Below are 26,143 nucleotides of genomic sequence, written 5' to 3'. Positions count from 1 at the left end.
GACGTCAAGGCGTTCCGCGCACGCCTGACGGACAAGGCGCACGCTACGGCACCCCCGTGCCTATTCTTGTTCGGCCTGCTCATCGTGCAGTGCTCGTGCGAGATCGGAGAGGGTGGCGTTACCGTCCAACGTCCACCGTGCCGGCCCTTGTACTGCCACGGGTGCCTCCTGCCAGCCGGCGAGTTCGTAGAGGTTCAGGACCAAGCGAGTCGGCGAGTAGGCCTTCCCATCGACCGCCCACACGAGGCACCGCGTCCGGTCGTTCACCCAGGTGGCTTCACCGCGTCGGGGATCCTCTGCAAGCCAAGGGGTGAGCGCTTCGATCTCGGGCTTGTTCCACAGGCGTAGCCGGACTGGGGTGCCGTTCTTGATCCTTCCGCTGTCTACAAGAGTGGGCACAGCGTTGGGGCGGCGTGGCCTGCGTTTACTACCCTTAGTGGCCTTGTAGATCGCCGGCAGGTCGGGGATGACGCCTTCGCGTTGGGCGTCACGCAAAACCAACTCCGCGAGCTGCTTGCAACGCCCGGCGTCAGTGAGCGTTCCACTGAGGAAGGAGGTGGGCCCGTACTCCGTGTCGATGTGGTGGATCAACCAGGACAGGACCCTATTGGTGAGCGCAGGCACTTCTTGCAGTACCGCGTCCCAGTCATACTCCGGATCATCGATGCGATCCTGGTCGAGAAGCTGAAAGACCAGGTGGGTGATGAGTAGGTCACCTCGCTGGCTCACGTCGGCGGCGCGCTTCTGGAACCGCTTGCGTTCTTCATTGAGAGCGGTGCCCACAGCGCGGTGCACAAGCACCGAACGCCAGATCTGGAAGGCGGTGGGACGCTCTTCGAAGAGGCGAGGGTAGGCGCCCTTGCTGCCACGCTCCCAGAGGAGGTCTGTGTCCCGCTTTGCCCGTACGGCGAGTTCGGTATTGCGGTGCGCACAAGCCAGGGCGATGGCGGCGTGCACAACAGAGCAACCTTCGTCCGGTGCCGGGTCGGGCTCCCCACGTTTGAATACGTAGGACTTCTGAAGGGACAGCATGAAGTCTTCACGGATCATCGCCTGTACCTCGTCCAAGGCAATGAAGTCGCGCTGCTCCACGTGGTTTTGTGTATTGGTTGTCTCGGTAATGCGCTGCGCGAGATCCGGCATGCTCTTGTCAACGACGATCACCTTGACCGTTACCTCAGCGTCTTCCACCGTTTCGGGAGACGCCTCCATGGCGCGATGTGCCGCCGCGACGGTTTGTGCGCCGTTTACGACGCTGACTCCTGAGATATGCAAATGCACAGGCTCGTCTGGTCGGCGGCGCCCTGGCCACTCCTCTTCAAGCTCATCGCACAGCACGGTCACGCCATTGTTGAAAAGCCAAAAGTTCTCCGGCTCATTCGCCAGAGTGCTGAGCATGCCGGAATTAACTCGGGTAGTGCCGAGTGACTGGCGCAAGTTCTGCTCATAGAGTCGGCTTCCATGCGCCAGGTACCACTCGGCAAGGTTGCTGGCCGGAACCGTGCCCTGGTAAGCGGTGAGCGGAGTGTTCCGCCGGAGCCAGTTTGTCATCCGAACGGTTACCTGTACCGGCTCGGGTGCGAGATCCTCACGGATCTGTCGGAGGATGTCCGCAGCGTGGACTACGCGATACTCAAGGACCGGTCCAAGGCCGTTGAACTCGCTCCGGGCGTCTTCCAGGATGTTGGTGGTTTCCTTGCTGAGTGTTCCCACACCCATGACAGCGATGACCAGAGTTACCTTCAGTCGGGCATCGTGCATCGCTGCGTTGACACGAGCGGCGATTGGCTCCAGGCGGTCGTTGAAGCGGTCGAAACTTCGCTGCTCGATGAGACGGAGACCAGCGATGAGCTTATGCGCCGCATTGGTGTCGAGCTTGCCCTTGCCCTCGTCACTCCACTTGGCCTGAACGAGCCAAACCTCCTGTGTGCCCTCAGTGACTGCCACGCCGTCGATGCCTTGATCATCTTCGCCGTCGATGACAGAAGCGCCGGCGGTCTTGTGGTCACAGCCGGTCACTTCGCGTACTGCGGCCGCCGTTAATGCGCGGGAGAGGAACCGCTGTTCATAGCCGTTCTGGTCGTATCCCTTGAGGTCCTCGTCGTAGATGAGTCCCTTGTACTGCTGCAGAAGCGCAGTGCGGATCTGGTGGATATGGATAGGTGCCGTCGCGGCCTTGCGTTCTGTCTCGTCCAACTTAACTTTGCCCCCAATACCACCAGCTGCGTCTCCCTGACGCAGTGTAGCGTTAATCTTTCGCGACTATCGGCCGACGGAGTAGGCGGATGCTTCATGTGCTGTCGGTCGGGCGTGGGCAGCTCCGCGGCGTGAGCGGTGCCTCGTGGATGCGACGGATCCCACTGGTCAAGGCGTTGAGTGCCGTCGCAGGGGCGGCGACTCCGCTGAGCATGGACCCTGGCGCAGCCAGCAAGCCCGTTCATGCTCGACAGGCGCGTCCTGGTGCACCGGCACCGAGCGGGTGCCAGTGCCCCAGGCGCCGTCAGAAGTCGTCCAGTCCTTCCTCCCGGCGGATCATCCGCCAGGCCGCGCGGCGGGCGCTGCGGTCGAGGTTGGACTTGAAGTCCCGGTCCGTTCCGAAGTACCGCTTGCCGAGCGTGTCGATCGTGGAGACATGGTCCATCATGTTCTCCTCGAACTTCTTGTCGAAGACGACGCCGAAGTTCTCCTCGTCGTTGACGAGGGCGGCGGCCCGGACCTTCGGGTCCTTCTTCGTGGCGTTGAAGGCCGGGAGGACGTCCTCCTCGGTGAACTCCGTGCCGAATTTGGCGTTGAACCTCTCGATCAGCTCCGACAGCAGCGACTTCTCGGCGTCCTTGCCGCCGCCGATCCCGTCACCAAACCCCTTGAGTTCGGCCGGGCCATCGGACACGAGGGACTTGTCGTACTCGCCGGTCTTCTCGACGCGCAGGTGGCTGAGGTCGACCTCGCCTATGTCGACGCCGCCGTCCGCGAGGCGGGGCAGCCGGTTGAGCAGGTAGCGCCCGTACAGGTACAGCCGCTCCAGGTCGGCGTCCTGGTAGGGGACGATCTGCGCGAGGAAGCCGTACTTGCGCACGTAGTCGTTGAGGTGGGCCCGGAACTCCTCGGCCGTCTCGACTTCGTCCTCCTCCTCGCTTTCCAGGAGGGCGCTGAAGCGGGTGACGGCAGGGGAGAGGAGCCGGTACAGCTCGGCGTGCAGCTTCTCCCACTTGGCCTGGGAGCCGCCGGCCTTCTCCTGCGCCTCGAAGTACGCGGCGACGAACTCGTCCATGTCCTGCTCCGAGACGATCGGCGCGGACATGACGCGGCTCTGGGCCGTGTAGAGCAGGTTCGGGTCGGAGGGCAGGGTGTGCGCCTCCTCGAAGTACGGGCGGAACGCGTCCTGAATGTCCTCGGCCTCGTTGACGAAGTCCAGGACGGCCAGGTCGGCCTGCGACTTGCGGTCGGCGGTGCGGTTGAGGCGCGAGAGTGTCTGCACGGCGGCGATGCCGGTCAGAGTCTTGTTGACGTACATCGTCGTGAGGAGCGGCTGGTCGAAGCCGGTCTGGTACTTCTCGGCGACGACGAGGATCCGGTACTCCTGCTGGCCCCGGCCGCCGGCCTTCGCGGCCTTGTCATCGGCGCGGGTGTAGGCGAACGCCTTGGGCAGCGCGCTCTCCGGCAGACCGCCGTTCTCCTTGCTCTCGGTGGTCTCCTCGCCGTCGATGGTGAGGGAGCCGGAGAAGGCGACCAGGACGCCGAGGTCCGGGTACTTCGTGTCGTACTCGCGGTCGGCGATGTAGCTCTTGATGGCGCGGGCCATCTGCACCGCGGACTGGCGGGAGGCCGTGACCACCATGGCCTTGGCCCGGCCGCCGAGTCGGCCGCGGGTGTGGGCCACGAAGTGCTCCACGATCACCTGGGCGTGCTGGGAGACCGTGTGCTCGTGCATGAGCGCGAACCGGGCGAGCAGGCTGTTCGCCTTGGAGGGGTCGACCTCTTTCTCGTCGCGGTTGAGGTTCGCGAGCTTCCAGTAGGTGTTGTAGGTGACGTAGTTGCGCAGGGGGTCGAGGATGAAGCCCTCCTCGATGGCCTGGCGCATGGAGTACGTGTGGAAGGGGCGGTAGACGGTCTTGCCGTTCTCCACCGCCTCCGTGCCGAAGAGTTTGAGCGTCTTGGCCTTGGGGGTGGCGGTGAAGGCGAAGTAGGAGAGGTTGGAGGCGTGCGAGCGCTCGACCGCCTTCGCCATCAGCTTGTCCTCCACGGTGACCGTGGTCGCACCCTCGTCGTCCGAGTCGGCGTCCAGACCGAGGTCGCGCAGGGCCGACTTCACGGCGGTGGCCGCGTCCCCGGACTGGGAGGAGTGCGCCTCGTCGACGATGATCGCGAAACGGGTGCCCTTGATCTCGGTGGGGCTGCGCTTGATGTAGTCCAGCAGCGCGGGGAACGAGTGCAGGGTGACCGTGACGATCTTGCCGGTGTCCCGGGAGAGGGCACGGGCGAGCTGCTCGCTCTTCGCCCCGTGCTTCTCGTCGATCTTCACGACCAGACCGTCGGTCTGCGAGAAGCTGCCGACGGTCGCCGAGAGCTGGGCGTCCAGGGCGCGGCGGTCGGTGATGACGATGACCTTGTCGAAGACGGGCTCGCCAGGCTTGATACGGCCGTCGGCGAGTGCGTCGGGTCGCAGAATGGCGGGATCCCGGCGGGCGTGCAGGTCGCTGAGGCGGTGGGCCAGCCAGCCGATGGTGTTCGACTTGCCGGACCCGGCGGAGGCCATGATCAGGTAGTTCTGGCCGGCGCCGTGGACCGACGCGTGCGCGGTGAGCTTGCGGACCACATCCCACTGGTGGAAGCGGGGGAAGATCGTCGTCTTGGTGGTGCCGCCGCCGGGCGTCTTCTCCTTCTGCTGGTGCACGAACCGCTGGAGGAGGTCGAGCCAGTTGTCGCGCTGCCAGACCTCTTCCCACAGGTACGACGTGGCGTACTTGCCGGGGGTGGTCGGGGCCGGATTGCCGCCGCCGCCGGGCTGACCGGGACCGTTCGAGCCGGTGTTGAAGGGAAGGAAGCGGGTGCTGTTGCCGCGGAGCTGCGTGGTGACGAAGACCAGGTCCGGGTCGACCGCGAAGTTCGCGATGACGCGGCGCGTGAAGATCAGCTCGGTCGGGTCGCGGTCGGTCCGGTACTGCTCCTTGGCCTGCTCGACGCCCTGACCCGTGAGCGGGTTCTTCAACTCGGCCGTGGCGACCGGGATGCCGTTGAGGAACAGGGTCAGGTCGAGACGGTGGCCCCAGTCGGCCTGCTTGGTGGCGTAGGGGAGCTCGCGGACGACGGTGAGGCGGTTGGCCCGGTAACCGTCGAGGACCGAGTCCGCGGAGATGAGGTTGGGCTTGAAGTAGGCGACGCGGAGGCGAACTCCACGGTCCTTCACGCCGTTGCGGAGGACGTGGAGCAGCCCGTCATCGGCGATGGCACGGTCGAGCCGCTGCGCGAACCCGCGCTGGGCTTCGTTGGGGTTGCCGCCGTAGACGGTGAGGAGTTCGTCCCACTCGTCGGGCTGGGTAGCCCCGATGAAGGTAAACAGCTCGTTGGTGTCCAGCCCGAGGTCGGCCTGATAGTCGTCGGGGTTTGCCTCACGCCAGCCGTGCTCGCAGAGGGCGGCGACGATGGCGGAACCGAAGGAGGACTCGTCGTGTACAGGACTCATGTGGATACCCCTTCAGTTAGGTTGCGGCCACTAGCGGCGGACACGTCGAACTGACCGGTTACGGCTGCGGTGATGAGGGCTTGACGGCGTTCCGCAGCTAGGACAGCAGACCGCTCAATCACCCTCCGGAGAGGTGAAATTTTGCTGATCCAGTCGCCAATTTCCCGCTGTTCAGCCGAAGGTGTAATGGGGATTGGAATTCGCCCAAAGAGGTCCCAGTTGCGAAAGTCGACGGCCCGTTCGCGGGTGCTGGTTGCAAAATTTCCCAGGTACCCCTGTAGGGCAAGAAGTCGGAGGAGTCTGCCCAGGAATCGGGCGTCGCCGTTACCTCGTGGTACGCATACGTGGTAAACAGGACTGCAGTTGCCACTGGCTTCCGAAGTGCCGATGGCGCCAGCGAACCCGTCCAGGCCGTGTACCACCACGTCACCGACCTCAACGTGCTGGCCTTGTGGTTCGGCAGAAGCGGAGAGTGTGTAGCCCTCAGCTCTCCTAGTGCTTCGCGCGGTTACCTGGCCATCACGATAAGCGGTAATCGTATCCTCCCCTGCTTTCGGTGGTCTCACCACCTTGTCGAGGATTCTGTGGATTGGTGTGGTAGGCGTCCCATTCATATCGACCAGTGTGCTGGCACCCACGTGCCCCAACACTCGACTGTCAATACGTTCATTTAGTAGTTCGATCAGTCGGCGCTTCTTGGTGACTAGGTGGTCAATCCTGCCGACCTCTGCGTCGAGGAAGTCGGCGATGCGACGCTGCTCCTCGACAGGGGGAGCGGGAAGCGGAAAACGCTTGATGTCCCGCTGGAAAAGATGGGGTACGCCCATTCCATCCTTGACGGAATTAATGTGACCTTGGATGAAGCTGCTCTGGATGGCGTAACGAAGGAAGCGCGGCTCCATGCCGTGGCTTCGGAGTACAGCGATTGACCCGTTCACGGTGGCGGCACGCGGAAGGTGGCGAACGATGTTCACGATGCCTAGAGTGTTGCCGTCCTTAGCTAGGAGAACGTCACCAACCTGCAGCTTCAACTCGGGAGACTCGTTGTATCGGAACTCCGAGATATAATTTACGTTCGTGAAATCAATTTCGGGATTCTTGATGTTCGGTGTGGCCAAGAAGGCGTAGCCATCTGGTTGGTACTCCGAAGCAGTCAGAGCCTTCCAGCCGATCCTGGCGTTGACAGTCGCGATGCGATCAAGGCGCGTCTCTGCCCATCCCTCAGGAAGGGAGCCCAGGAAGTCCGTCATTCTGTGACCTTTCCAAGTAGCTCCTGGATCTCTGCCTCCAGTGACTTCAGTTCCGCGTCGATTTCTGCCAGTGGCCGCGGCGGCTCGTATACATAAAAGTGCCGAGTGACCGGAATCTCGTACCCGATCTTCGTCTTGCTGTGATCGACCCACGCATCCGGCACGTGGGGGTGAACCTCCCGTGCCAGGTACTCCTCGGTGTCCTCCTCCAGTGGAACGTTCTCAAAATCCCGAAGTTCTGGATCCGGCTCGGGCTGGCCCTTGATGAGCTGGACCTCGCCTTCCGGGTCCCGGACGCCGATCACCTCGCGTAGCGCCTTGTTGAACGGCGCACCCGTGGGCCACGTCCCGCCGGCCTGGACGACCGCGTCCTTCAGGGCAAGCCAGGCCTCCTGCTTCGTCGCCCAGCTCGTGCCCATCAAGGATTTGAAGGCGTCCGCGAGGACCGAGGCCTGCGGCAGCTTCTGGATCGCCTTGGACGCCTCCAGCGCCACCAGCGTCTCCTCCGTCACCTGAAACCGAAGCTTGAGCGGACGCTCCACCGTGATCCGCTGATAGCCGAAGTCCTCGTTCCGGAATACCTTCACCTTCCCGTGCAGCGGGTGCTCCGCGTCGCCCGCCACCGCCAGGGCCTCGCCGTACAGCTTGACCACCGTGGCGATGTGCTCCTTGCCCAGCTGCTTGCGCTTGTCGCCCAGCGACTTGCGCATCTTCTGCCACTGGTCGCGGGCGTCCAGCAGGACGACCTTGCCCTTGTGGTCCGGGCTCTTGCGGTTAGTCAGGATCCAGAAGTAGGTGGAGATGCCGGTGTTGTAGAAGAGCTGGTCCGGCAGGGCGACGATGCCCTCCAGCCAGTCGTTCTCCAGGATCCAGCGGCGGATCTCCGATTCGCCCGAGCCGGCCGCGCCCGTGAACAGCGGGGAGCCGTTGAAGACGATCGCCAGGCGCGAGCCACCCCCGCCGTCCACGTCGACCGGCTTCATCTTGGAGATCATGTGCTGGAGGAACAGCAGCGAGCCGTCGTTGATGCGCGGTAGGCCCGCACCGAAGCGGCCGGCGTCACCGAGCTGCTTGTGCTCGGCCTCAACCTCGTCCTTGACCTTCTTCCACTCCACGCCGAACGGCGGGTTGGCCAGCATGTAGTCGAAGGTCTTGCGCGCGTGGCCGTCGTCGGAGAAGGAGTTGCCGAAGGCGATGTTCTCCGGGTTCTGGCCCTTGATCATGAGGTCGGACCGGCAGATCGCCCAGGACTCTGGGTTGAGCTCCTGCCCGTACACCTCCACCGTGGCGTCCGGGTTCAGCTCCGTGATCAGGTCGTCCATCGCGGAGAGCATGCCGCCCGTGCCGCAGGCCGGGTCGAGGACCGTGCGGACCGCGCCCGGAAGCTGAAGCGCGTCGCCGTCGGGGGCGACGAGCAGCCGCACCATGAGCTGGATGACCTCACGCGGCGTGAAGTGCTCACCGGCCGTCTCGTTGGACTGCTCCGCGAAGCGACGGATCAGTTCCTCGAAGATGTAGCCCATGTTGTGGTTGGGCACGACCTTGGGACGCAGGTCCAGGTCGGTGAACTTGCCGATGACCTGGTAGAGCAGCCCCGCGCTGTCCAGCCGCTTGATCTGCTGGGCGAACTCGAAGCGGTCCAGGACGCCGCGGGCGTTGTCGGAGAACGCGCCCACGTACACCGCGAGGTTCTTCGCCGCGTTCTGCGGGTCCGCCGCAATACTCTTCAGGGTCAGGTTCGACCGGTTGTAGAAGGAGTGACCCGAGGCCCGGCGCAGGAAGCGGTCCGGATCGATGTCGCTGTCCTTGTACTGCTCCGCGATTTCGGCGACCTTCTCGCGGGTCGGCTCAAGCACGCACTCCAGTCGCCGCAGCACCGTGAACGGCAGGATGACCTTGCCGTAGTCGGACTGCTTGTAGTCCCCCCGCAGGAGGTCGGCGACGGACCACGCGTGGTTCGCCAACTCCGTGTGCTTGCTGCTGTTCAAGACTTCTTCCGCTTCCCTTCCGGGGCTGATACGGATGACTGTGAGTGCGGCGGGACGGGGACGGTGGGTCCTCATCCATCCGCATGTGCAGTGGGGGTAGTGCCAGAGCCTAGGTGCGCTCCGGCACCAGCTGCCCGCCCGTGAGCCCCCCGCTCACGAGCCGCGCCGTCTCCTCGGCCAAGTCCCGTGCACGTCGCGCCTGTTCACGCAACGCCTCCACGTGCCGGAAGGCCTCGCCGTACCTGCGCTGCTCCGCCAGCGGCAGCAGTGGTACGCGCAGTCGTCCCGGCGTGAGGTGGAGTGTGGAGCTGCCGGTCGAGGCGCCGGCCAGGTTGGCCTCGGAGCTGAGGAAACCGAGGAGGAACCAGGGGTCCAGTCGCGCCGGGTCCGGGCGGAACAGGTGGACGCCGGCCCCCAGCAGGGCACCGGCTTCCGCCTCGCCCGCGACCCGGGCCACGGGACCGGTGCCGCCGACGAGGTTACGGACCAGGACGTCCCCCTCGACGATCTCCGGCATCTGCTCGGCCTGCATGTCCGAGGCCTGCCCTGTCGGTCCGGTGCCGCCCGCGATGTCACCGCCCGTCAGAACAGGGCGACGCTCGCCGCCGTCGGCTCCCGCCTCCGCGTCCTCCGCCTCGGCGGCCGCCGCCCGCGGCGATATCGGAACCGCACGCAGCGCCTTCAACGCCCCGCCCCGGGCCAGGTCCGACACCGTGGCCGTGCGCCAGTCGCGGGCCGAAGCCCCCGCGGCGTCCCACGCCGACCTGCCGGCGAGCTCGGCCACTGTCCGCACCGCCGTCGCCAATCCCTCGCGGGCCGCCGCGGCCTCGTGGGCCAGTTCCCGCGGGTCGACCTCCGCCTGCGAGGCACGCACCTGTCGGGCCGGGGTCACATCGACCACCTCGTCCAGCAGGTCGACCACGCTCACCGCCCGCGCCACACCGGCCTGCGTCTCGAACCCGTCCGGGTCCGCGGCGTACGCCGTCCACGCGGAGAGGATCTGCTCCGTCACCCGCGCCCAGTCCACCGAACCCGAACGGGTTGCGCCGCGTCCTGGCGCTGACGGCTCACTCACTGTGTCGACGAAGAGAACCGTCTGGTAGGCCTGCCGCGTCGGCTCCGGGCGCTGCAGCACCCACACCTGCAAGCCGATGTGGAGGGGGATCGCCGCTCCCGGTGGCAGGGCCGCCACCGCCCGCAGCGCGCCGCTGCGGATCAGCTCGGCGCGGATGCGGCGGCCGGAGGAACGGGACGCCGTGGCCGGCGGAAGGAGGAGCACGGCGTGGCCGCCTGGTTCGAGGTGGGCCAGCGCATGCTGGATCCAGGCCAGTTCGGACTCGGCGCGGGGCGGGAAGCCGTACGCCCAGCGTGAGTCGTAGGCCAGTTCGTCGTGCCCCCAGTCCCGGTCGCCGTAGGGCGGGTTGCACAGCACGGCGTCGACGGTGAGGTCCGGGAAGGCGTCGGCGCGCAGGCTGTCGCCCGTGCGCACGGTGACGTCCGCGCCCTCCCCGGCCGTCAGCGTCAGGCCGACCGCGGTGCGCCGTGCCTGGACGGGAAGGCTGTCCTGTCCGTACAGCTCGCGCGCGCCACGCGCGGCGGCGGCCGTCAGCAGGGTGCCGCTGCCGCAGGCGGGATCGAGGACGCGGGCGGGGGAGCCCGGGATCAGGCGGGCCAGTAGGTCGGCGAGCGGGGCAGGGGTCCGGTAGGCGCCGCTGGCGGCGCTGTCCTCCAGTTCCCGCTCCGCCAGGACGCCCAGCGCCGTCTGCGCGCCCTCGTCGCGGACGCAGAGCAGCAGGGCGCGCAGCACCGTGGTGTCGGCGGCGGTGAAGCGGACTGGTTCGGTGTCCGGCACCACGTCCGCGACCTCGACCGCCGTGTCGTTCGCCTGCTTCACCAGGTCGTCGTCGGGCAGCGCGAGCAGACCGGTGAGGTCGTCGGCGGGGCGGCGGGCCGCCGCGAGGACCAGCAGGAGCAGGTCGGACGTGCCGGTGTCGGCCCGCTCGCGCAGGCGCAGGGTGGTGCGCAGCTCGCCGCTGGGCGTGGCCGCCGTGTGCTGTCCACGGGAGGCGAGCCAGGCGCGGACCTCCTCCAGGTCGTACAGCGGGCTGCTGTCCGTGCCGCCCGAGGGTGCCGGGAAGTCGTCGTGCCGGCGTCGCCAGTTGCTGACGGTGGCGCGCGTGACCCCCGCGATGCGGGAGATCTCGGCGGCTGTCACCTGGGCGGATGGTGCGGGTGGCTGCGGCATGAGTGGGTTCCTGGTTCCGATGGTCGGCGTGGTCACACCCTACAGCACGCGTCAACTCCTGCAAGCTGTTGGACAATGCTTTCACGTCCGTGTTTACATGTCATTGCTTCCGCCGATGAGCGTAGCTCCGCGGCGAGAAGCGTCACTTGCCTTGCCACAGCCATGTCCTTGCGCGGGTGGCGGCTGATCGACCACTTCCCAGGGGGGATCCATGCGCCTGACCATGCCGAGCGGCGTCCCGGAAGGAATCCCGCTCACCGTCATGCCGTTCCGCGAGGACGCGGTCATCGGCACCATGTCCCTCGCGACGCTGGTACGCCTCGTGCCGTCACCGCGTCAGGAGGAGGACCCGCGAGCGCTCAAGACCGCGTCCGGGCACGACCGGCGCCACGCCGAACTGCGCGCGACCGTGCAGCGAACCCTCAAGTCCCAGAAGGGCAGGAACATCCCGGACTACGCCGAGTACATCGCCGCAGGCATCCTCGGCAAGCACGGCTCCGCCTGGTCCACGCCCCCCATCACGCTCTGGCACGCGAGCGAGATCGCCGCGATGAGCGACGAGCTGATCCCCGGCTCGGGCCTGCGAACGCTTACCGTCGCCCCGGACGCCATGGTGATCGCCATCGACGGCGAGACCCAGACCACCGCCTGGCACGACATCTACCAGGACCCGGAGTCCTTCGGCCTGACCTACACCGAGCTCGGCCGACGGGTCCGCATCCCCTTCGAGCTCTACCTGGGAATCTCCCCGGCGGACGCGCGGCAGATCTTCTACGACCGGAACGTCAAGGGCGTCGACGTGGCCAAGAACCTGGCCATGTCCATGGACCAGCGCGACCTCGCCACCCGCCTCTCCCATATCGTCGGCGAGAAACTCGAGGTCGAGTCGGGCGGGCAGCGGATGCCGTTCGCCAGACTGGTCAACGCCGGCAAGCGTCAGCTCACCAGGACCGACAAGGAGGTCGTGACGCTGTCCGCGTTGCGGGCGCTGATCCTCACCACCGTCTTCGGGAGCAAGGGTGTGGAGTACTCGGCGGCCAACGTCCATGAGGGCGATCTGCCGTCCCAGACCGACGCCGACGAGGTCGAGACGGTCGTCGTCCGTCTGGTGTCCCGGCTGATCGGGGACCGCTTCCCGGACTTCGCCCGGCGCAGCGCGATCACCGCCCCGGCCGTGTTGGCCGGGCTCGGCATCCTGCTGCACCGCGCCACCCCCTGGTGCGCCCCCGTCGACGCCATGAGCTACGAGACGGTGGAGCGCCTGCTCGCCGACGTCCGATGGGAGCGCGAACCCGCCTACTGGAACGGCGTCTGCGCCAGCGTCGGCTCCACCGGCCGGCTCAACTTCAGCGGCGGCGTGAAGGACTCCGCCGGCCGCGTCGCGGGCGCGCTCCTCGACCCGCACAGTGAGCCGGGCCGGAAGATCCGTGGGGCGCGGATCTGAACAGGTCCGCCGCGCTGGTTCTTCGACACCGAGACCCTCTCAGTCGAACGCCCCTGCCCGGGTGACGTTCCACCTGCGGCGACGGCCCACGGCTCGCGTATCCCCGGCATCCAGTCTGCGGCTCCGCGCCTGGGCCCGGTCCGGGTCCGGGCGCGGCGGGGCGGCTCCGCTTCGCCGGCAGCCGCGTCCTCTCCTTCCTGCACCCGTCAGTCCCCTTCCCTCCGCTTCCCTCTCCTTTCCTTTGCTTCCCTCCGCATCGACACAAGGAATGACCTCATGGGCTACCCGACCATCTCCGGATTCGCCGCGCTGATCGCAGCGCCCCTGACCCGCCCGCGCAGGATCGTCCTCGCCGTGGCCGCGACCCTCGCCGGCTGCTCCCTGTCCGCCTGCTCCGGCATCGGCGGCAGCCAGACCGACACCGCGCCGCCGGACGCCACCGTCAGCGCCTCGCAGGACACCCGGAGCGCCGGGGACGCGCAGGACACCCAGGACGACTCCGCCGGTGACACCTTCACCGTTGCGCTGGACAAGACCGCCACGTGGAACAACGGCGTCAAGGCGCACCTGGGCGGCTTCAGCCGGGGCACCTCCGGCGAGTACGCCAGCCCGTCCGGCAAGGCCTATCTGGCCTTCTCCGTCACCGTGCAGAACGGCTCCAAGTCCGCGATCGACCTGAGCATGATCAGCCTCTCCTGCCCGGACGGCGCCGAGCAGATCTTCGACACGGACGCAGGCTTCGGGGGCACACCGGACACGCACCTGTTGCCGGGCAAGTCGCAGACCTGGAAGGCGGCTTGCGAGTTTCCCAAGAAGGCCAGAAGCGTCCAGATCGAGATCACGCCGACCGACACCTCCGGCAGCGGCTGGTACCGCACGGCGATCTTCACCGGCCAGGTGCAGTAGCCCGGGCCTCGGCCGAGTCCCCGCCGGGTGCCGGCGCCGTCCGCGCACGGAGGCGCCTCAAGCACCGCCGGCCCCGGACGCGGCCCGATGCCGGGCCCACGGGCTCGCTCACGCCCGTTCGCACACTCTGTGCGCCCACCGCTCACCCCACCCGCTTCCTGCCTGGGAGGACACCGTGAAGACCACAGAGCACACCGAGCTGATCCGTCGCTTCGCCGACGACTTCACCGCCCTCCAGGAGGCCGTGCTCTCCCAGATGAACGGGGTCTGCGCTCCGGAGACCGCCGCGGCCCTGGAGCAGGCCTCGCTCGTCGGTCCCGTCACCGTCGTTCTCGCCCACGCCGACGTCCTCGCCCGCGGAGCCGTACGGCGTGCGGAACTGTCGGTGCAGCCCCCCGAGCGGCTGCGACAGCTGCGCGCGCACGCGCGCAGGGTGCGGCGCGCCCGGTCTCAGGCGGAGACCCGGTACAAGGAAGAGCGTGCCCGACGGCTCGGGCGCCGCTCGCGACCGGTCGACCCGCTGGAGTGGAGAGTGGCGCGGACGGCCTTCACGTCGGCCTTCCACGAGACCCTGCGGCAGGAACTGCGCGACAGGGGGCTGCCGGACGGCACGCCGCAGGCGCCGGAGAGCGACCTCGCCCAGTGGGCCTGGGACCGGAGGACGGCCGGCGGCGAACTGCCGGCCCCGGTGCGCGCACTGCGGGACTGCGACGACGACGCCTTCGTGGAGGCCCTCCTGCGCGACGCCCGGGAAGAGGAGAACCCGTACCTCCCGCATGACGCGGTGGTCGAACGGTGGAACCGCCACGCCCGCGCCGCGCAGGCCTGGGGCCGCTACGCGATCGGCCGGGCCGAACGGGACGTGCTCGCCTGCCCCATCTCCGCGCGGCGCACCCGGCTCGACGCCCTGGACGACGCCTACCAGGACACCGCGATCCTCGCCGCCCGCTCCCGCGAAGCCCTGCTCCGGGTCACGGACCTCCACGACCGGATGCGGGCCGACGTCACCACGGGACCCTTCGCGGAGCTCCTCGGGCAGTGCCGTGCCGCAGCCCTGGCACGCTTCGCCGCCGCCGAGCCCGCGGCGTGGCGCGGCGTGTGCGAGCTGGTGGCGAGGCACCGGGTGGACTGTCCCGAACAGACCGACGGCTGCCCGCACTGCCACCACGCGCTCGCCGCCGTCCTCGCCGACGCCCCTCCCGCCGACACGGACGACGACGGCGAACACTCGGCGGCGGTTCCGGCCGACGCGGACCGCTACGCCCTGCTCACCGACCTCCCCGACACCGCCGTCGTGGCCGTGGCCGACGCCGCCGCAGGCGACGAGTCCGCACTGAGTGGCTACGGCTGGGCCGCCGAGTACGGAACCACCGGACACGGCGACTCTTTCGCCTCCAGCAGTGGCGAAGCCGAAGTCATCGGCGTCTGTGCGGCCGCCCTGAGCCTTCTGGAGCGCCACGAACACGCACCCGTGGTCGTCCTGTGCGACAGCACCGAGGCGGTGGGCGTGGTCGAGGCGGTCCTGCGTTCCGGCGATCCGGCGGCCGGTCACCGCACCCTTCTTTTCCCGGAGAGCCGGCAGCTGATGGACAGCCTGGTGCGCCACCGGCACCGCCACCGCGTCCAGGTCCGCTGGCTGAAGGGTCATATCGGACACGACCTCAACGAGACCGCCGACGCCCTCGCCCGTCTCGCCCTGCGTCGCGCCACCGGCCGCATTCCTCCGTCCGCCGCCCGGAGGGAGGAGACGCGGATCGTGCGCTCGCTCGGCTCCGGGGCCGGCCGCCTCCCGGCCGCTGCCTGAGCCCGTGCCGACTTGTGGTAGTCACACCGTGGGAACCGCTCCTCCGGCTCCCGGACAGGAGGGGACCGACGACCTACATGGCCCCTCCCGTGGCGATACCTTCGGGATTTCACCGCCCCCCATGCAAAGACCTGACGGGCAACGTCCTTACCGGACAAGCAGATTCGGAGTTCGACATGGAATGATCAACCCAAGAGCGCCACCCGAACAGCAGTCCAATGGACGGCCGTCCCCTGCCGTTGCTGTCACAGGCGCCGATAATATTTGGCTGTAGGTTGCATTGACTGATGTGCCGAGCTGTCGCGATGGGGGTCGTGACTGGTACGGACGCAATGCAGTGGTCGCGCAATTGTCGCGGGGGGTCTTGTGGCATCGAATGGGGGGTTGAGTGGGGCATCGCCGTGAAGTGCGCGCCGTCGGGTTACCACGGGCGGCGTACATGGCAGGCGGAGCCCGAGGGGGCGTTCCGTAGCGACCCGCTGAGTGGCGGGTCCAACGTGACGCGGAAGACCGTTCCATGCCGGGGATTTCACGAAGAGGGCATTGGAACATCTCTTTTGGGGACAGGGTGGATCATTCTTACCAACAGTGGCAGGACGTGCTGGCCGAGGAGTTCTTCGGACGGCAGCACGCCGGCCACCCCACGCTGTTCTACGTCGTCGACGACGTGGAGCAGGAGCTCAGGCACGGATACGGCCTGGAGGAGCCCCTCGCCCGGTGCGTGGGCAGGTTCCTGCGGCTGGGGACCGCGGAACCGTACGGCGCTATGGAGGACTACCGCTGGCGCAGGCGGCAACAGGACAAGGACGGCGTGCCCGCCTTCCTGCCGCTGCTGGCCTGCTCGGTGATGGCCGCGTCCCGGATGGTGAACGACCGGAACCACCGGGCCACCGCCTACCACGCCCGTTTCTCCGAGCTGCTGACCGGCGACGAGAGACAACTCGGCAGCCACCACTACGAGCCCATCTCCCGTATGTGGCAGGTACTGGCCTCCTGGCAGCACAGCCAGAAGGGCGCGCGTGGCCTGTGCACCCTTCCCGCCCCCGCCGACCTGCCCTCCAACCGCAGCATGATCGGGTATGCGCTGTCCCAGGCGCTCCTCAGCGGCGCGGACCGCTCGTTCATGCCGAAGCTCTTCCGGTCGTTGCGGGAGTACGGCACGACCTGGCCGCTGCCGGGGGAGACGCTGTTGGCCCAGATCGAGATCCGGGGCATGGAGCAGCACTTCTCCAAGGGCTTCCGCAACGCTCTGCGGGAGGAGGAGTTCCGCCCCTTCCTCGCCAGGCTGATCGGAAACTACGCCGCGTCCTGGGACGGTTCGGACGAACTGGTGCCCACCGGTGTCACCCGGGCCGAACTCCTGGTGCGGCTCGACGCGGGGCGGCTCAGCTGGGTGGCGCGCCTGCGGTCCGTGGAGCAGGACAAGCGCATCGAACTCAAGGGTGGCGTCGTCCTCGAACAGCTCGGCGACACCGCCTACTACGAGGTGACGGGCCTGCCCGCCCCGAGCGCCGACACCCTCGCCAGAGGCATTCGCCGGGACGGGGACAAACTGGTGCTCAGCCGGCCCTCCTGCTCCGTCCTGGTGCTCGCACGGGACGACGTGCTCGGTGTGTGGACCGCCACCGACGCCTTCCGCCCCGCAGAGGCACACGTGGTGCTCGCCGCCCCGACCGCGCAGCGGGATGTGCAGCGGCTGCTGGACAAGGCCGCGACCACGGGCCGGAGCGCCGACACGAGCAAGTTGGCCTGGGTGCCGCAGGGCTGGTCGATGCACAAGCCCGTCACCTTCGACGACGTGGTCACCCTGCGTCGGGCGCTCCAGGAGGTCCAGGGCGCGGTCGGCCTCCTTCAGCCCCCGGCCCAGTTCAAGCTCCGCCTTGAGGGTGGGCTGAAGCTCGCACCCTCGCTCGATCCCCACTTGTATCTGCGAGGAGGCGAGCCTCATGTGATCCTCCCGGATGCCATGGAGCGCACGGGAACACTGCGGGTCGACGGAAAGGAGCGCCCCGAGCTCGGGAAGGCGATCGCCGCGGGCCGCCCCGTCCCCCTGGCGGCGCTCCGGCTGGAGCCCGGCCGCCACACGGTGAGCTATGCGGACACGCAGATCGACTTCGCCACAGCGGACCAAGCCGTCGTCGAGCCGAAGATGACCAAGGTCTGCGGCTTCACCGTCCTGGATGGCAAGGCGTCGGAATCGCTCTCCCTCCTCGGCGAGCAGGCCCTGCCGACCGGCATCACCGGCGCCGACTGCACGAGCGCCACGCCCCGGCGCGCGGCAGCCGTCATGGAGCTGTGCCGTCGGGACGCGGACGAGGTGCTGTTCGCGGCGGCCGACGGACGGCTGTGGACGGTGGAGGTGCCGGAGCAGCCGGACTGGTGGACGGAGCGTCTCCCCGACACCCCCGCCCCGCTCCGTTTCGAGGCCGAGTTCCAGGGCATCGGCGGCTGGCTCCTGGAGCGCCGTAGCGGACGCTGGAAGGGCCGCCCGGTGAACCCCGGAACACCGAAGCCGAGGAGTGCCGGCAACCCGCGGGCGTGGGCCCGCGCCGTCCTCAAGGCCCACCAGGCGTCCGTCGAGCCCTCGTGGGCCGAGTACGTGCAGGCCGCGAAGGAGCTGGACCGATGACGGGACCGACGAGCAGCACCGAGTTCGGTGGGATTCTCCTGCGCTGGCTGAGCGAGAGCCGCAGTGGCAAGGCGTCCGCACTGCGTGACGGGGTCCGCAGCCAGGCCCAGGCGTGGGGCCTGGAGCTGAAGGAATACGCCGACTGGGACTGGATGCGCAAGGCTGCCGCCCTCGGCCTCATCGACGTGGACCTGCGCGCCGACCGCTGGTCGGTGGCTCCGCCGGTGCTGACCCGGCTGCCGCACGCCGACGGCCTCGCGTTGCTGACCGGTGCGCGCACCGCTCAGATCAGCGCGCGCGTCGAGGAAGCGGCGCAGGAGTGGCTGGAGCTGATCACCGTCCCTCACCGGCCGCAGGCCGGTGAGGCACCGCTGCCCGACACCCTTCTCGTTCAGTACGAGGACCTGCGAACCCTCCAGGTGACCGCGCAGTTCCTCGGGGCGCGTTATGTGCCGTGTGCCGCCCAGCAGTTGACGGAGCTGATTCCGCGGGCGGAGCTGGGCCCCGAGGCCGCACCGCCCGGTGGGAGTACCACCAACACGCTGGAGAAGTACGACCTGCGCCTCCAGCGGTTCGTCCCCGTGGAGAGGGATGACGAGGACGGCCTGTACCGGTGGCGCGGAGCCGACTACGCACGCCTGACCCGCGTCCGCCGCAACGGCGTCTTTTATGCGGTGGAACGCGAGACGAGCATCTACCTCGAACTCGCCCGCCACCGTGTCGGCGTGATGCGATGGCTGCCGGAATCCGGCAAGGGCCGTACCCGCATCGGCCGGCTCTTCGTCGACCGCTACGCACCCCTGCCCGCCCTGCACGAGCGCGCGGCCGTCCTGTGCAGCGGCTTCCCGCCCTGGGTGGGCAAGCAGACGCGGACCCGTGCGTACGACAACGTGCCCAGGGCGTTCGCCGAGGCGCTCGCAGCCTCGCTGCAGCAGAACCTGGAGATCGCGCCGCGACCGGTGGCGGCCACCGGCGGGAGGACCAAGTGAGCGTCGAACAGCAGACAGCGGCGATGACCAACGCTGACGTCCAGGACGTCATCGGTACGTTCGACGACCTGCGCAGTGCCCTCTTCCGGTACTACGACACCCCGTTCGGCGTCGATGATCGTTCCGTCATGGAGGAACGGCGGAACCTCCTGGACCGTGACAACGGGGCCTGGCGTGACCCGCTGATCGAGCTGCGCCCGCAGTACGCCTCCCGGGACGTCGGCGTCGCGGACTCCTTCGCCGAAGCAGGGGCGCACCCCGACGCGGCCGAGTTCGCCCGGTTCACGCTCCCCGACGGCGTGACCAGCCTCTACCAGCATCAGCACGACGCCCTGGTCGCCGCCTGCGAGGGCAAGGACTTCGTGGTCACCGCGGGCACCGGTTCCGGCAAGACCGAGTCCTTCCTGCTGCCCGTCCTCGCCGACCTGGTCGCCGAGTCCGCCCACTGGCCGGGCACCCGTGCGGTGCAGCGGGAATGGTGGCAGGGAGACGGGGCATACGTGCCCAGCCGACAGAACGAGCACGGGCATCCCGCCGCCATGCGGGTGCTGATTCTGTATCCCACCAACGCCCTCGCCGACGACCAACTGGTCCGGCTCCGCAAGTCGCTGGACAGTCGCGAGGCCCACGCATGGCTGGACCGCAAGCGCAACGGACACCGCTTCTACTTCGGCCGCTACACCGGAGCCACCCCCGTCTCCGGCAGTCCCGATTCCGAGCCGGCCAACTTCCGTCTCCGGCGGTACCTGCGGGAGGTCCAGGAACGGCAGCGCAAGGCCGACGAGAAGCTCAACGAGGAGCTGCGGCCCTTCATCCCGCGCCTTGGCGGAGCGGAGATGCATGTCCGCTGGGACATGCAGGCCGCGCCGCCGGACATCATGGTCACCAACTACTCGATGCTGAACATCATGCTGCTCCGCAAGCAGGAGGAGCACATCTTCCGCGCCACGAGGAAGTGGCTGGAGGAGACCCCGGACGCCCGCTTCACCCTGATCCTCGACGAGCTCCACATGTACCGCGGTACGGCCGGCACCGAGGTGGCCTACCTGTTGCGCAACCTCCGCCACCGCCTCGGCCTCGACAAGAGCCCCGAGAAGCTGCGTGTGCTCGCCGCCTCCGCCTCCCTGGAGGCCGGCCGGGACGACGAGTTCCTCGACGGGTTCTTCGCCCTGCCCGGCTCCCGGCGCGTGATCATTCCCGGAAAGGCCAAGGAGATCCACGGCGAGGGCGACCTGGCCGCACACGCCGAACGCCTCGCGCAGGCCGCCGAGGGCCCCGTCACCCAGGACGAAGCCGTCGCCCTGGCCCGGGAGATCGGCCTCGGCCCGGCACTCCAGCGCGCACTCACTCCGGGCGGCGAGCCCCGCGCCCTGCCCGTCCCCGCATTGGTGAAGAACCTCTTCCCGGACGTCCCCGAGGAACAGCGCAAGGACGCGCTCCACGGCGCTCTGCGCATACTCGGCTCTGCACAGGACCCCGAACTTCCCCAGCTGCGCGCCCACTTCTTCTTCCGCAACATCGAGGGCATCTGGGCCTGCTCCGACCCGAACTGTCCCGACATTCCCGTGGAGCACGGTCTTGAACGGCGCGTCGGCCGGCTCTTCGCCGAGCCCACCTCCCGCTGCACCTGCGGCGCCCGCGTACTGGAGCTTCTGTCCTGCCAGGCCTGTGGTGACCTCATGCTCGGCGGGTACGCGAGCCCCAAGGACACCCGGCGGCGCAAGTTCACCGGTGCCCTCCACACCGACTTCCCGGACCTGGACCTGCTCCCCGACGAGGCCAGTGGCGCCCCGACGGCGGCGAACTACGTCGTGTACTGGCCGCGCACGAAAAGCCTCGGCCTCGACGACCCCGGCTGGCACGCGGGTCTGTCCGACGGCGGCCCGCAGGTCGAGTTCGAGTTCCGCCGCAGCGCCTACCAGCCCGCCACCGGCCGACTGGAGAACCGGGACGTCCAGCACACCGGATGGTCGTTCCACATCTCCGTGCCCCTGGACAAGGAGGGCAGGAAGCCGGCCTACGACCCGGCCCGGCTGCAGGCCTTCCCCACCCGCTGCCCCGCCTGCGGTGACGACTGGGAGATCAAGTACGACCGGGACGGCCGTTTCATCCCGCTGGAATCTCCCGACCGGCTGCGCAACGCGCCGGTCCGGCGGATGCGCACCGGTTTCTACAAGATCAACCAGGTGCTGGTGACCGAAGCCCTCGGCCACCTCCACGACGGCAGGCGCAAGGCGATCGCCTTCTCCGACAGCCGTGACGACGCCTCCGAGCTCGCCAGCGGTCTTGCCCTGCGCCACTACCAGGACCTTCTGCGCCTGCTCAGCGCCCGGGCAGTCGAGAACCAGGGGGATCCGTTCGCAGATCTTCAGCTGGTGAAGGCCCACTACGCCGGGGAAGCCGTCGACCGTGCCGGTGTCCGTTCCGCTATGGAACGGCTGCGGGACCGCAACCCGGCGGACTGGGGGCGCCTGAAGGCGATCCTCGCCGACGACCTCGACGCGGAACCGCAACTCCTGCCCGACCTGGAGCGGAAGTTCTCCGAACTGCCCTCCCTGGACGACCTCGCCTCCGACCTGGAGGGCATGCTGCTGACGTACGGCACCAACCCCGCCGGTCCCGCGGCCTCGCTCCAGCAGACATCGGCCGGACAGCCCTGGACCGCCCTCTACAACTGGGAGCGTGACCGGGAAGCGGTAGTGGAGACCCAGGCACAGGAGGAACTCCTCAACCGCATCCGTTCCCGTCTCCGTCTCGAGACCATCGGAAGCCTCTTTTCCGGCGGCGGCCGTGACTTCGAATCGCTCGGACTCGGCTGGCTCTGCCTGCGCGACGACCGTTCGCCGCTGGAGATCGGCCCGGACAGCGACCAGGCCGTGGCCCGTGCCAGCCTGCGCATTCTCGGCTTGATGCGGCGCTTCACCCGGATACGCGCCTCCCTGCAGAGGCCGCCTGCGCCTCTGAAGCGTTTCTGGAAGCAGGTCGCCGAACGTCAGGGCACCGATGTGCAGGCGATCGAGGACCGGATGCTCGGCGTCTGGAAGGACGCCGTGGTCGATTACGTCATCAAGCCGGAGAAGGTGGCGCTCCGCCCCGGCGTGAACAAGACCTGGACGTGCCGCTCCTGCCATCGGCCCCACCTTCACCCGGGCGCGGGGATGTGCACCAAATGCCTGACCCCGCTACCCGCCGTGCCCCAGCAGTACAGCGGAGTCCTCGAAGACGACTACTACGCGTGGAAGGCCGCCCACCGCACCGGTGACTTCCCCCTGCGCACCGCCGAGCTGACCGGCCAGACGGACCGGCTGGAGGCCCAGCGTCGGCAGAGCCTCTTCCAGGACGTCTTCCTCGGCGACAACGACATCCCGCAGGCGGACGGCCTGGAGCTGCTCTCCGTCACCACGACCATGGAGGCCGGTGTCGACATCGGCCCCCTCAACACCGTGATCATGGCCAACATGCCGCCCACCCGCTTCAACTACCAGCAGCGGGTGGGGCGTGCGGGCCGACGCAACAGCCCGGTCGCCGTGGCCCTCACCGTCTGCCGCGGCCGCAGCCACGACGAGCACTACTTCGCCCGCCCGGAAGCCATCACCAACGATCCCACTCCGCCGCCCTACCTGGTCCTCGGCATGGCCTCCGTCTTCCGGCGGGTCCTGCTCGGAGAGGTCCTGCGCCAGGCCTTCGAGCCCTTGCAGCCGGAGGACCGCCGGAAGGGGCCGGACATGACGACCAACGTGCACGGACAGTTCGGCCTCGCCGCCGACTGGCCGACGCACCGCGATGCCGTCCGCCGCTGGACCGCCGAGCACCCGGACCGCATCAGAGCCGCTGCCGCCGCCCTCCGGGCCGGAACTCCGCAGAGCATCGCCGCCATCGATCCGGTGGCCGCCATCGACGAACTCCTGGGCCAGGTCGACGAGGTGGCAGCCCGGACGGTCGGCCACTCCGATCTCAGCCAGCGTCTGGCAGAGGCGGGTCTCCTGCCCATGTTCGGCTTTCCGACGCGTTCCCGCCTGCTCTACCGAAGCATCCCGCAGAAGACCTTTCCCTGGCCGCCGGCCGACTCCGTCAACCGCGACCTGGCCGTCTCCCTCAGCAAGTTCGCACCGGGCAGCGAAACCCCGCAGGACGGCCGTCTGCTCCGCTCCATGGGAGTGGTCTCCCTCGTCCCGAGTGGTCGCGGAGTACAGACCGCCGAGGACCCGTTCGGACCGGAACAGCTGGTCGCCATGTGCCGGATCTGCTCCCACGTGGACCCGCAGGCCGTTGTCGACCCGGAAACCGGGAGCGCCGGCACCTGCCCCGCCTGCGGCGCGGAGAGTAAGTACTACAGGGCCGTCCCCTTCCGGGAGCCGGCAGGTTTTCGGGCTGCCCGCGAGGCACGGGACTACGACGGCTACCGGGAGCTCGGCTCCAACGCCACCAGCGCACGGACCGCCACCGACCTGGAAAAGACCGCCCCGCGCATCCACCGCGCCGCCGACGACTGGATGGTCGTCCACACCGGCAGCGGCGACCGCTACATCGTCAACACCAATGCCGGAAAGCTCTTCCGCTTCGTCAAGAACACCGGCCCGTGGGGCGGATACGTCGCTCTGGACCATCCCAAGGCGGAAGCCGACCTGGAGATCGCCCTGGGCGCCACCCAGCACACCGACATGCTCTTCATCGGGGCCAAGGGCGCCCTCGACACGCACCGGGGCCTCCGCTTCGACATCTCGAAGTCCCAGCAGATCGACGGCTTTCCCGAGGCCTACCACGGCCGGCGCGCCGCCTGGTACTCACTGGCGGCACTGCTGCGCCGCGCCGCCGCCCCGCACTTGGACGTGCAACCCGAGGAACTCCTCAGCGGCATCCACGGCTCGGACGCGCCGGTGGCCGCTCCCGTCATGGCCTACCTTGCCGACAGCCTCGACAACGGCGCAGGCTTCAGCACCCACCTCGGTTCGGAGCAACACATCGACGAATTCCTCCAGGCGGTCGACCGGTACGTGCGCGACCTGGAGGCCGACCAGCATGCGCACAACTGCCGTAGCTCCTGCTACGCCTGCCTGCGGGACTACTCCAACATGCGCCTCCACCCCCTGTACGACTGGCGGCTCGCCCGTGACCTGGTCGAGGCCCTGCGCGGCCGGAAACTACGGATCGATCCGGACGAGCACGCCGTCCTGCTCAGGGGTTGGGCGGATGAGGAACCCACCGTCAGCCTCAAGGAGACCGCTGCCGGACCGGTGGCGCTCTTCACCTCGGACTTCACCGGCGAGCCCGTCGCGGTCGCCGTCAAGCATCCGCTGGAGTCCGCCATCGACGCGTGCGCGAACGAACGGCTCCTAGCCCTGCGTGACGAGGTCCGTGCCGGTGGGCTCGCCCCCAGGATCGCCTTCGCCGACTCCTACAGTTTGGACCGGACCCCTGCCGCGGTGATCGAGCAGGTGCACATCTTCGCGGAGGAACTCCAGTGACGGCAGGAATCCCGCTGGGCGCGGGCCAGGACGAGCAAGGGCGCCTGGAGGAGCTGCGGCAGCGCGAGATCGCCCGCCGCCTCGCGCTCCGCCAGGCCCGCGCCCAGGGCCGGATCGGCGGGAAGGCCCCGCAGGGCGCGGAAGCCGCCGGCGGCCCCGCACCGTTCGTTCCGGCGCAGGAGCAGCCGGAGCCGGAACCGGCCATGCCACAGCCGTTCCCAGAGGGCTTCACCGACCGGCATGCCTGGGAGCGCGCCCGCACCTTCGCCGAACTCACGCTGCCCGACGCGCTGAAGGAGGAGACCGGGACGCTCTCCGCGCGGAAGCTGGCGCGGGCCGCGGCCGATGCGGCGTCCCGGCAAGACGACCCGGTCAAGGGTGTCTCCCTGCTCGTCATGGCACAGGACCACGGGCTGGACGTCTTCGACGGTCGGCTCCATGACCGCGCCCGCGCTCTGCTGCAGGACAAGCCGCTGCCGCTCCTGGGGGAGCCGGGCAGCATGTGGGAGATCTACCAGGACGACCGTCGCCTGATGGAGACCAACCTGCCGGCCCAAAGGCAGAGGGCGCTCCTGGCGAAGCTTCCCCGGCCGCTTCTCGACGACTACATCGACGAGGAGTGGATCGGCGCGGTACCCGAACGCGACGGCACCTCCCGTGCCGCCTACTTCCGCGCCCGCCTGGACCCGGCGTCCCTCACCGACGAGGAGATGGACCTGTTGGCCTGGCCCCTGGAGCGGGAGCGCCGGGAGGCCGGCCCGGGGACCGAACCCGGCCGTGACTGGCCGCAGGACTGGCGCCTTCTGGTGAGGCTGCAGGCCGACGATGCCAAGGCCACCACCGAGGAGTGGACCGATCTCCTGCCGCCGACGCAGAAGCTCCTGGACGCGCTGCGTGAGGTGCGGCGGACCTCAGAGGCCCCGGACGACCTCGTCGCCGATGAGCGGCTGTGGGTTCTCCTGGAGCGGCTTCAGCCTCGCGTGCACAGCGCGAGCAACAAGAGGTTCAACGGCTGGATCGGCGTGCGCACCCTGATCAGGGCCGTGCGGCAGATGCACCGTGCCCTCCTCCATGGGGACGACGAGACAGCGGAGCAGCGGAGGAAGGCGGCGCTCACCATGGCCGCGAAACTCCGGTACCACTCGCAGCCGGTGCGCTGGGAGGCTCAGAACGTTCAGGCCTACCTGCGCGCCGGCCGGGAAATGGCGGAGTCCCTCAAACTCCTGGAGCAGGACGCCGAAGGCCGTCCCCCGGTGCGGGACCAGCTCGGCGGAGGTGCCATGGCCACGCTGCGGAAGAATCGGGACTTCCTGGAAGCCCGGGCTCTCGGAGAACGCGACCAGCCGCTCAACCCCTATCTGGTGCTTGGTGTGCCCGACGAGGCGGCCGACTGGAAGAAGGCCTGGCGAGCCCTGAGGAAGGAACTCGACGACACCGGCCGCGTCCGGATCAACCGAGCCAAGGACGTGATCGAGAAGGCTGAGCGGGAGCAGCAGGAAGTACCCTCGTTCGCCGTCCCGCTCGCCCCGCACCGCTGGAAGGATCCCACCGGCACGAGCCACCGGCTGGAACTCCCGCCCGAGCCTCTGCGGAGGCTCACCGAGCCGGCTTCGTACAGTGACCGTGCGTGGTCTCGCAGCGAGGCGGCCCGAGAAATAATCACCAAGGCGGCAGAGCGCCTTTCGTCGGCTGCCGAAGACACCGCAGCCCTTGAAAACCCAGAGAGCAGCACATCGTGAG

The 26,143-nt window shown here is 68.5% G+C and carries 12 protein-coding genes; 7 read left to right on the top strand and 5 right to left on the bottom strand.

Annotation, left to right across the window (positions count from 1 at the left end; all coding sequences use genetic code 11):
- Positions 1-60 precede the first annotated feature (60 nt).
- The 5 genes from LG395_RS00590 to LG395_RS00570 form a co-directional block, all read right to left on the bottom strand.
- Positions 61-2,196, bottom strand: coding sequence for an AIPR family protein (locus tag LG395_RS00590; protein WP_225808026.1), 2,136 nt, complete (start codon positions 2,194-2,196; stop codon positions 61-63).
- A gap of 304 nt (positions 2,197-2,500) precedes the next feature.
- The gene (locus LG395_RS00585) at positions 2,501-5,683 is read right to left on the bottom strand and encodes a type I restriction endonuclease subunit R (RefSeq protein WP_225808025.1); all 3,183 of its coding nucleotides are present in this window, start codon (positions 5,681-5,683) and stop codon (positions 2,501-2,503) included.
- The gene (locus LG395_RS00580) at positions 5,680-6,933 is read right to left on the bottom strand and encodes a restriction endonuclease subunit S (RefSeq protein ID WP_225808024.1); all 1,254 of its coding nucleotides are present in this window, start codon (positions 6,931-6,933) and stop codon (positions 5,680-5,682) included. Before LG395_RS00580 ends, LG395_RS00585 begins: the two co-directional genes overlap by 4 nt.
- Complete coding sequence (locus LG395_RS00575; RefSeq protein ID WP_225808023.1) at positions 6,930-8,921, bottom strand: type I restriction-modification system subunit M; 1,992 nt, start codon at positions 8,919-8,921, stop codon at positions 6,930-6,932. Before LG395_RS00575 ends, LG395_RS00580 begins: the two co-directional genes overlap by 4 nt.
- A gap of 109 nt (positions 8,922-9,030) precedes the next feature.
- A complete protein-coding gene (locus LG395_RS00570; protein WP_225808022.1) occupies positions 9,031-11,166 on the bottom strand; it encodes an N-6 DNA methylase in 2,136 nt (711 codons plus the stop codon).
- Positions 11,167-11,377: 211 nt separating this feature from the next.
- Here LG395_RS00570 and LG395_RS00565 point away from each other — a divergent pair, with 211 nt between their 5' ends.
- From LG395_RS00565 to LG395_RS00535, 7 genes are all read left to right on the top strand, one after another.
- Entirely contained in the window at positions 11,378-12,610 is a 1,233-nt protein-coding gene (locus tag LG395_RS00565; protein WP_225808021.1) for a DNA sulfur modification protein DndB, read from the top strand.
- Between the two features lie 276 nt (positions 12,611-12,886).
- Positions 12,887-13,516 (top strand): DUF4352 domain-containing protein, encoded by a 630-nt coding sequence (locus LG395_RS00560; RefSeq protein ID WP_225808020.1) that lies wholly within the window; start codon positions 12,887-12,889, stop codon positions 13,514-13,516.
- Positions 13,517-13,691: 175 nt separating this feature from the next.
- Entirely contained in the window at positions 13,692-15,320 is a 1,629-nt protein-coding gene (locus LG395_RS41405) for a ribonuclease HI (protein ID WP_225808019.1), read from the top strand.
- Positions 15,321-15,888: 568 nt separating this feature from the next.
- On the top strand, positions 15,889-17,949 hold the full coding sequence (locus LG395_RS00550) for a hypothetical protein (RefSeq protein ID WP_225808018.1): 2,061 nt from the start codon (positions 15,889-15,891) through the stop codon (positions 17,947-17,949).
- Positions 17,946-18,938, top strand: coding sequence for a hypothetical protein (locus tag LG395_RS00545; protein WP_225808017.1), 993 nt, complete (start codon positions 17,946-17,948; stop codon positions 18,936-18,938). Before LG395_RS00550 ends, LG395_RS00545 begins: the two co-directional genes overlap by 4 nt.
- Entirely contained in the window at positions 18,935-24,403 is a 5,469-nt protein-coding gene (locus LG395_RS00540) for a DEAD/DEAH box helicase (protein ID WP_225808016.1), read from the top strand. Before LG395_RS00545 ends, LG395_RS00540 begins: the two co-directional genes overlap by 4 nt.
- Positions 24,400-26,142, top strand: coding sequence for a hypothetical protein (locus LG395_RS00535; RefSeq protein WP_225808015.1), 1,743 nt, complete (start codon positions 24,400-24,402; stop codon positions 26,140-26,142). Before LG395_RS00540 ends, LG395_RS00535 begins: the two co-directional genes overlap by 4 nt.
- Position 26,143: the final 1 nt, after the last annotated feature.

Origin of the sequence: Streptomyces spinosus (assembly GCF_020400655.1) — a bacterium.
Taxonomy (GTDB): Bacteria; Actinomycetota; Actinomycetes; order Streptomycetales; family Streptomycetaceae; genus Streptomyces; species Streptomyces argyrophylli.
Note: the sequence above shows the minus strand (reverse complement) of the source record. Positions and strands in the feature narration are given on the sequence as shown.

Bases quoted from the DNA above. Each gene is read 5' to 3' on its own strand.
- LG395_RS00585 (WP_225808025.1), bottom strand. From the start codon at position 5,683: ATGAGTCCTGTACACGACGAGTCCTCCTTCGGTTCCGCCATCGTCGCC.
- LG395_RS00580 (WP_225808024.1), bottom strand. From the start codon at position 6,933: ATGACGGACTTCCTGGGCTCCCTTCCTGAGGGATGGGCAGAGACGCGC.
- LG395_RS00570 (WP_225808022.1), bottom strand. From the start codon at position 11,166: ATGCCGCAGCCACCCGCACCATCCGCCCAGGTGACAGCCGCCGAGATC.
- LG395_RS00565 (WP_225808021.1), top strand. From the start codon at position 11,378: ATGCGCCTGACCATGCCGAGCGGCGTCCCGGAAGGAATCCCGCTCACC.
- LG395_RS00560 (WP_225808020.1), top strand. From the start codon at position 12,887: ATGGGCTACCCGACCATCTCCGGATTCGCCGCGCTGATCGCAGCGCCC.
- LG395_RS00545 (WP_225808017.1), top strand. From the start codon at position 17,946: ATGACGGGACCGACGAGCAGCACCGAGTTCGGTGGGATTCTCCTGCGC.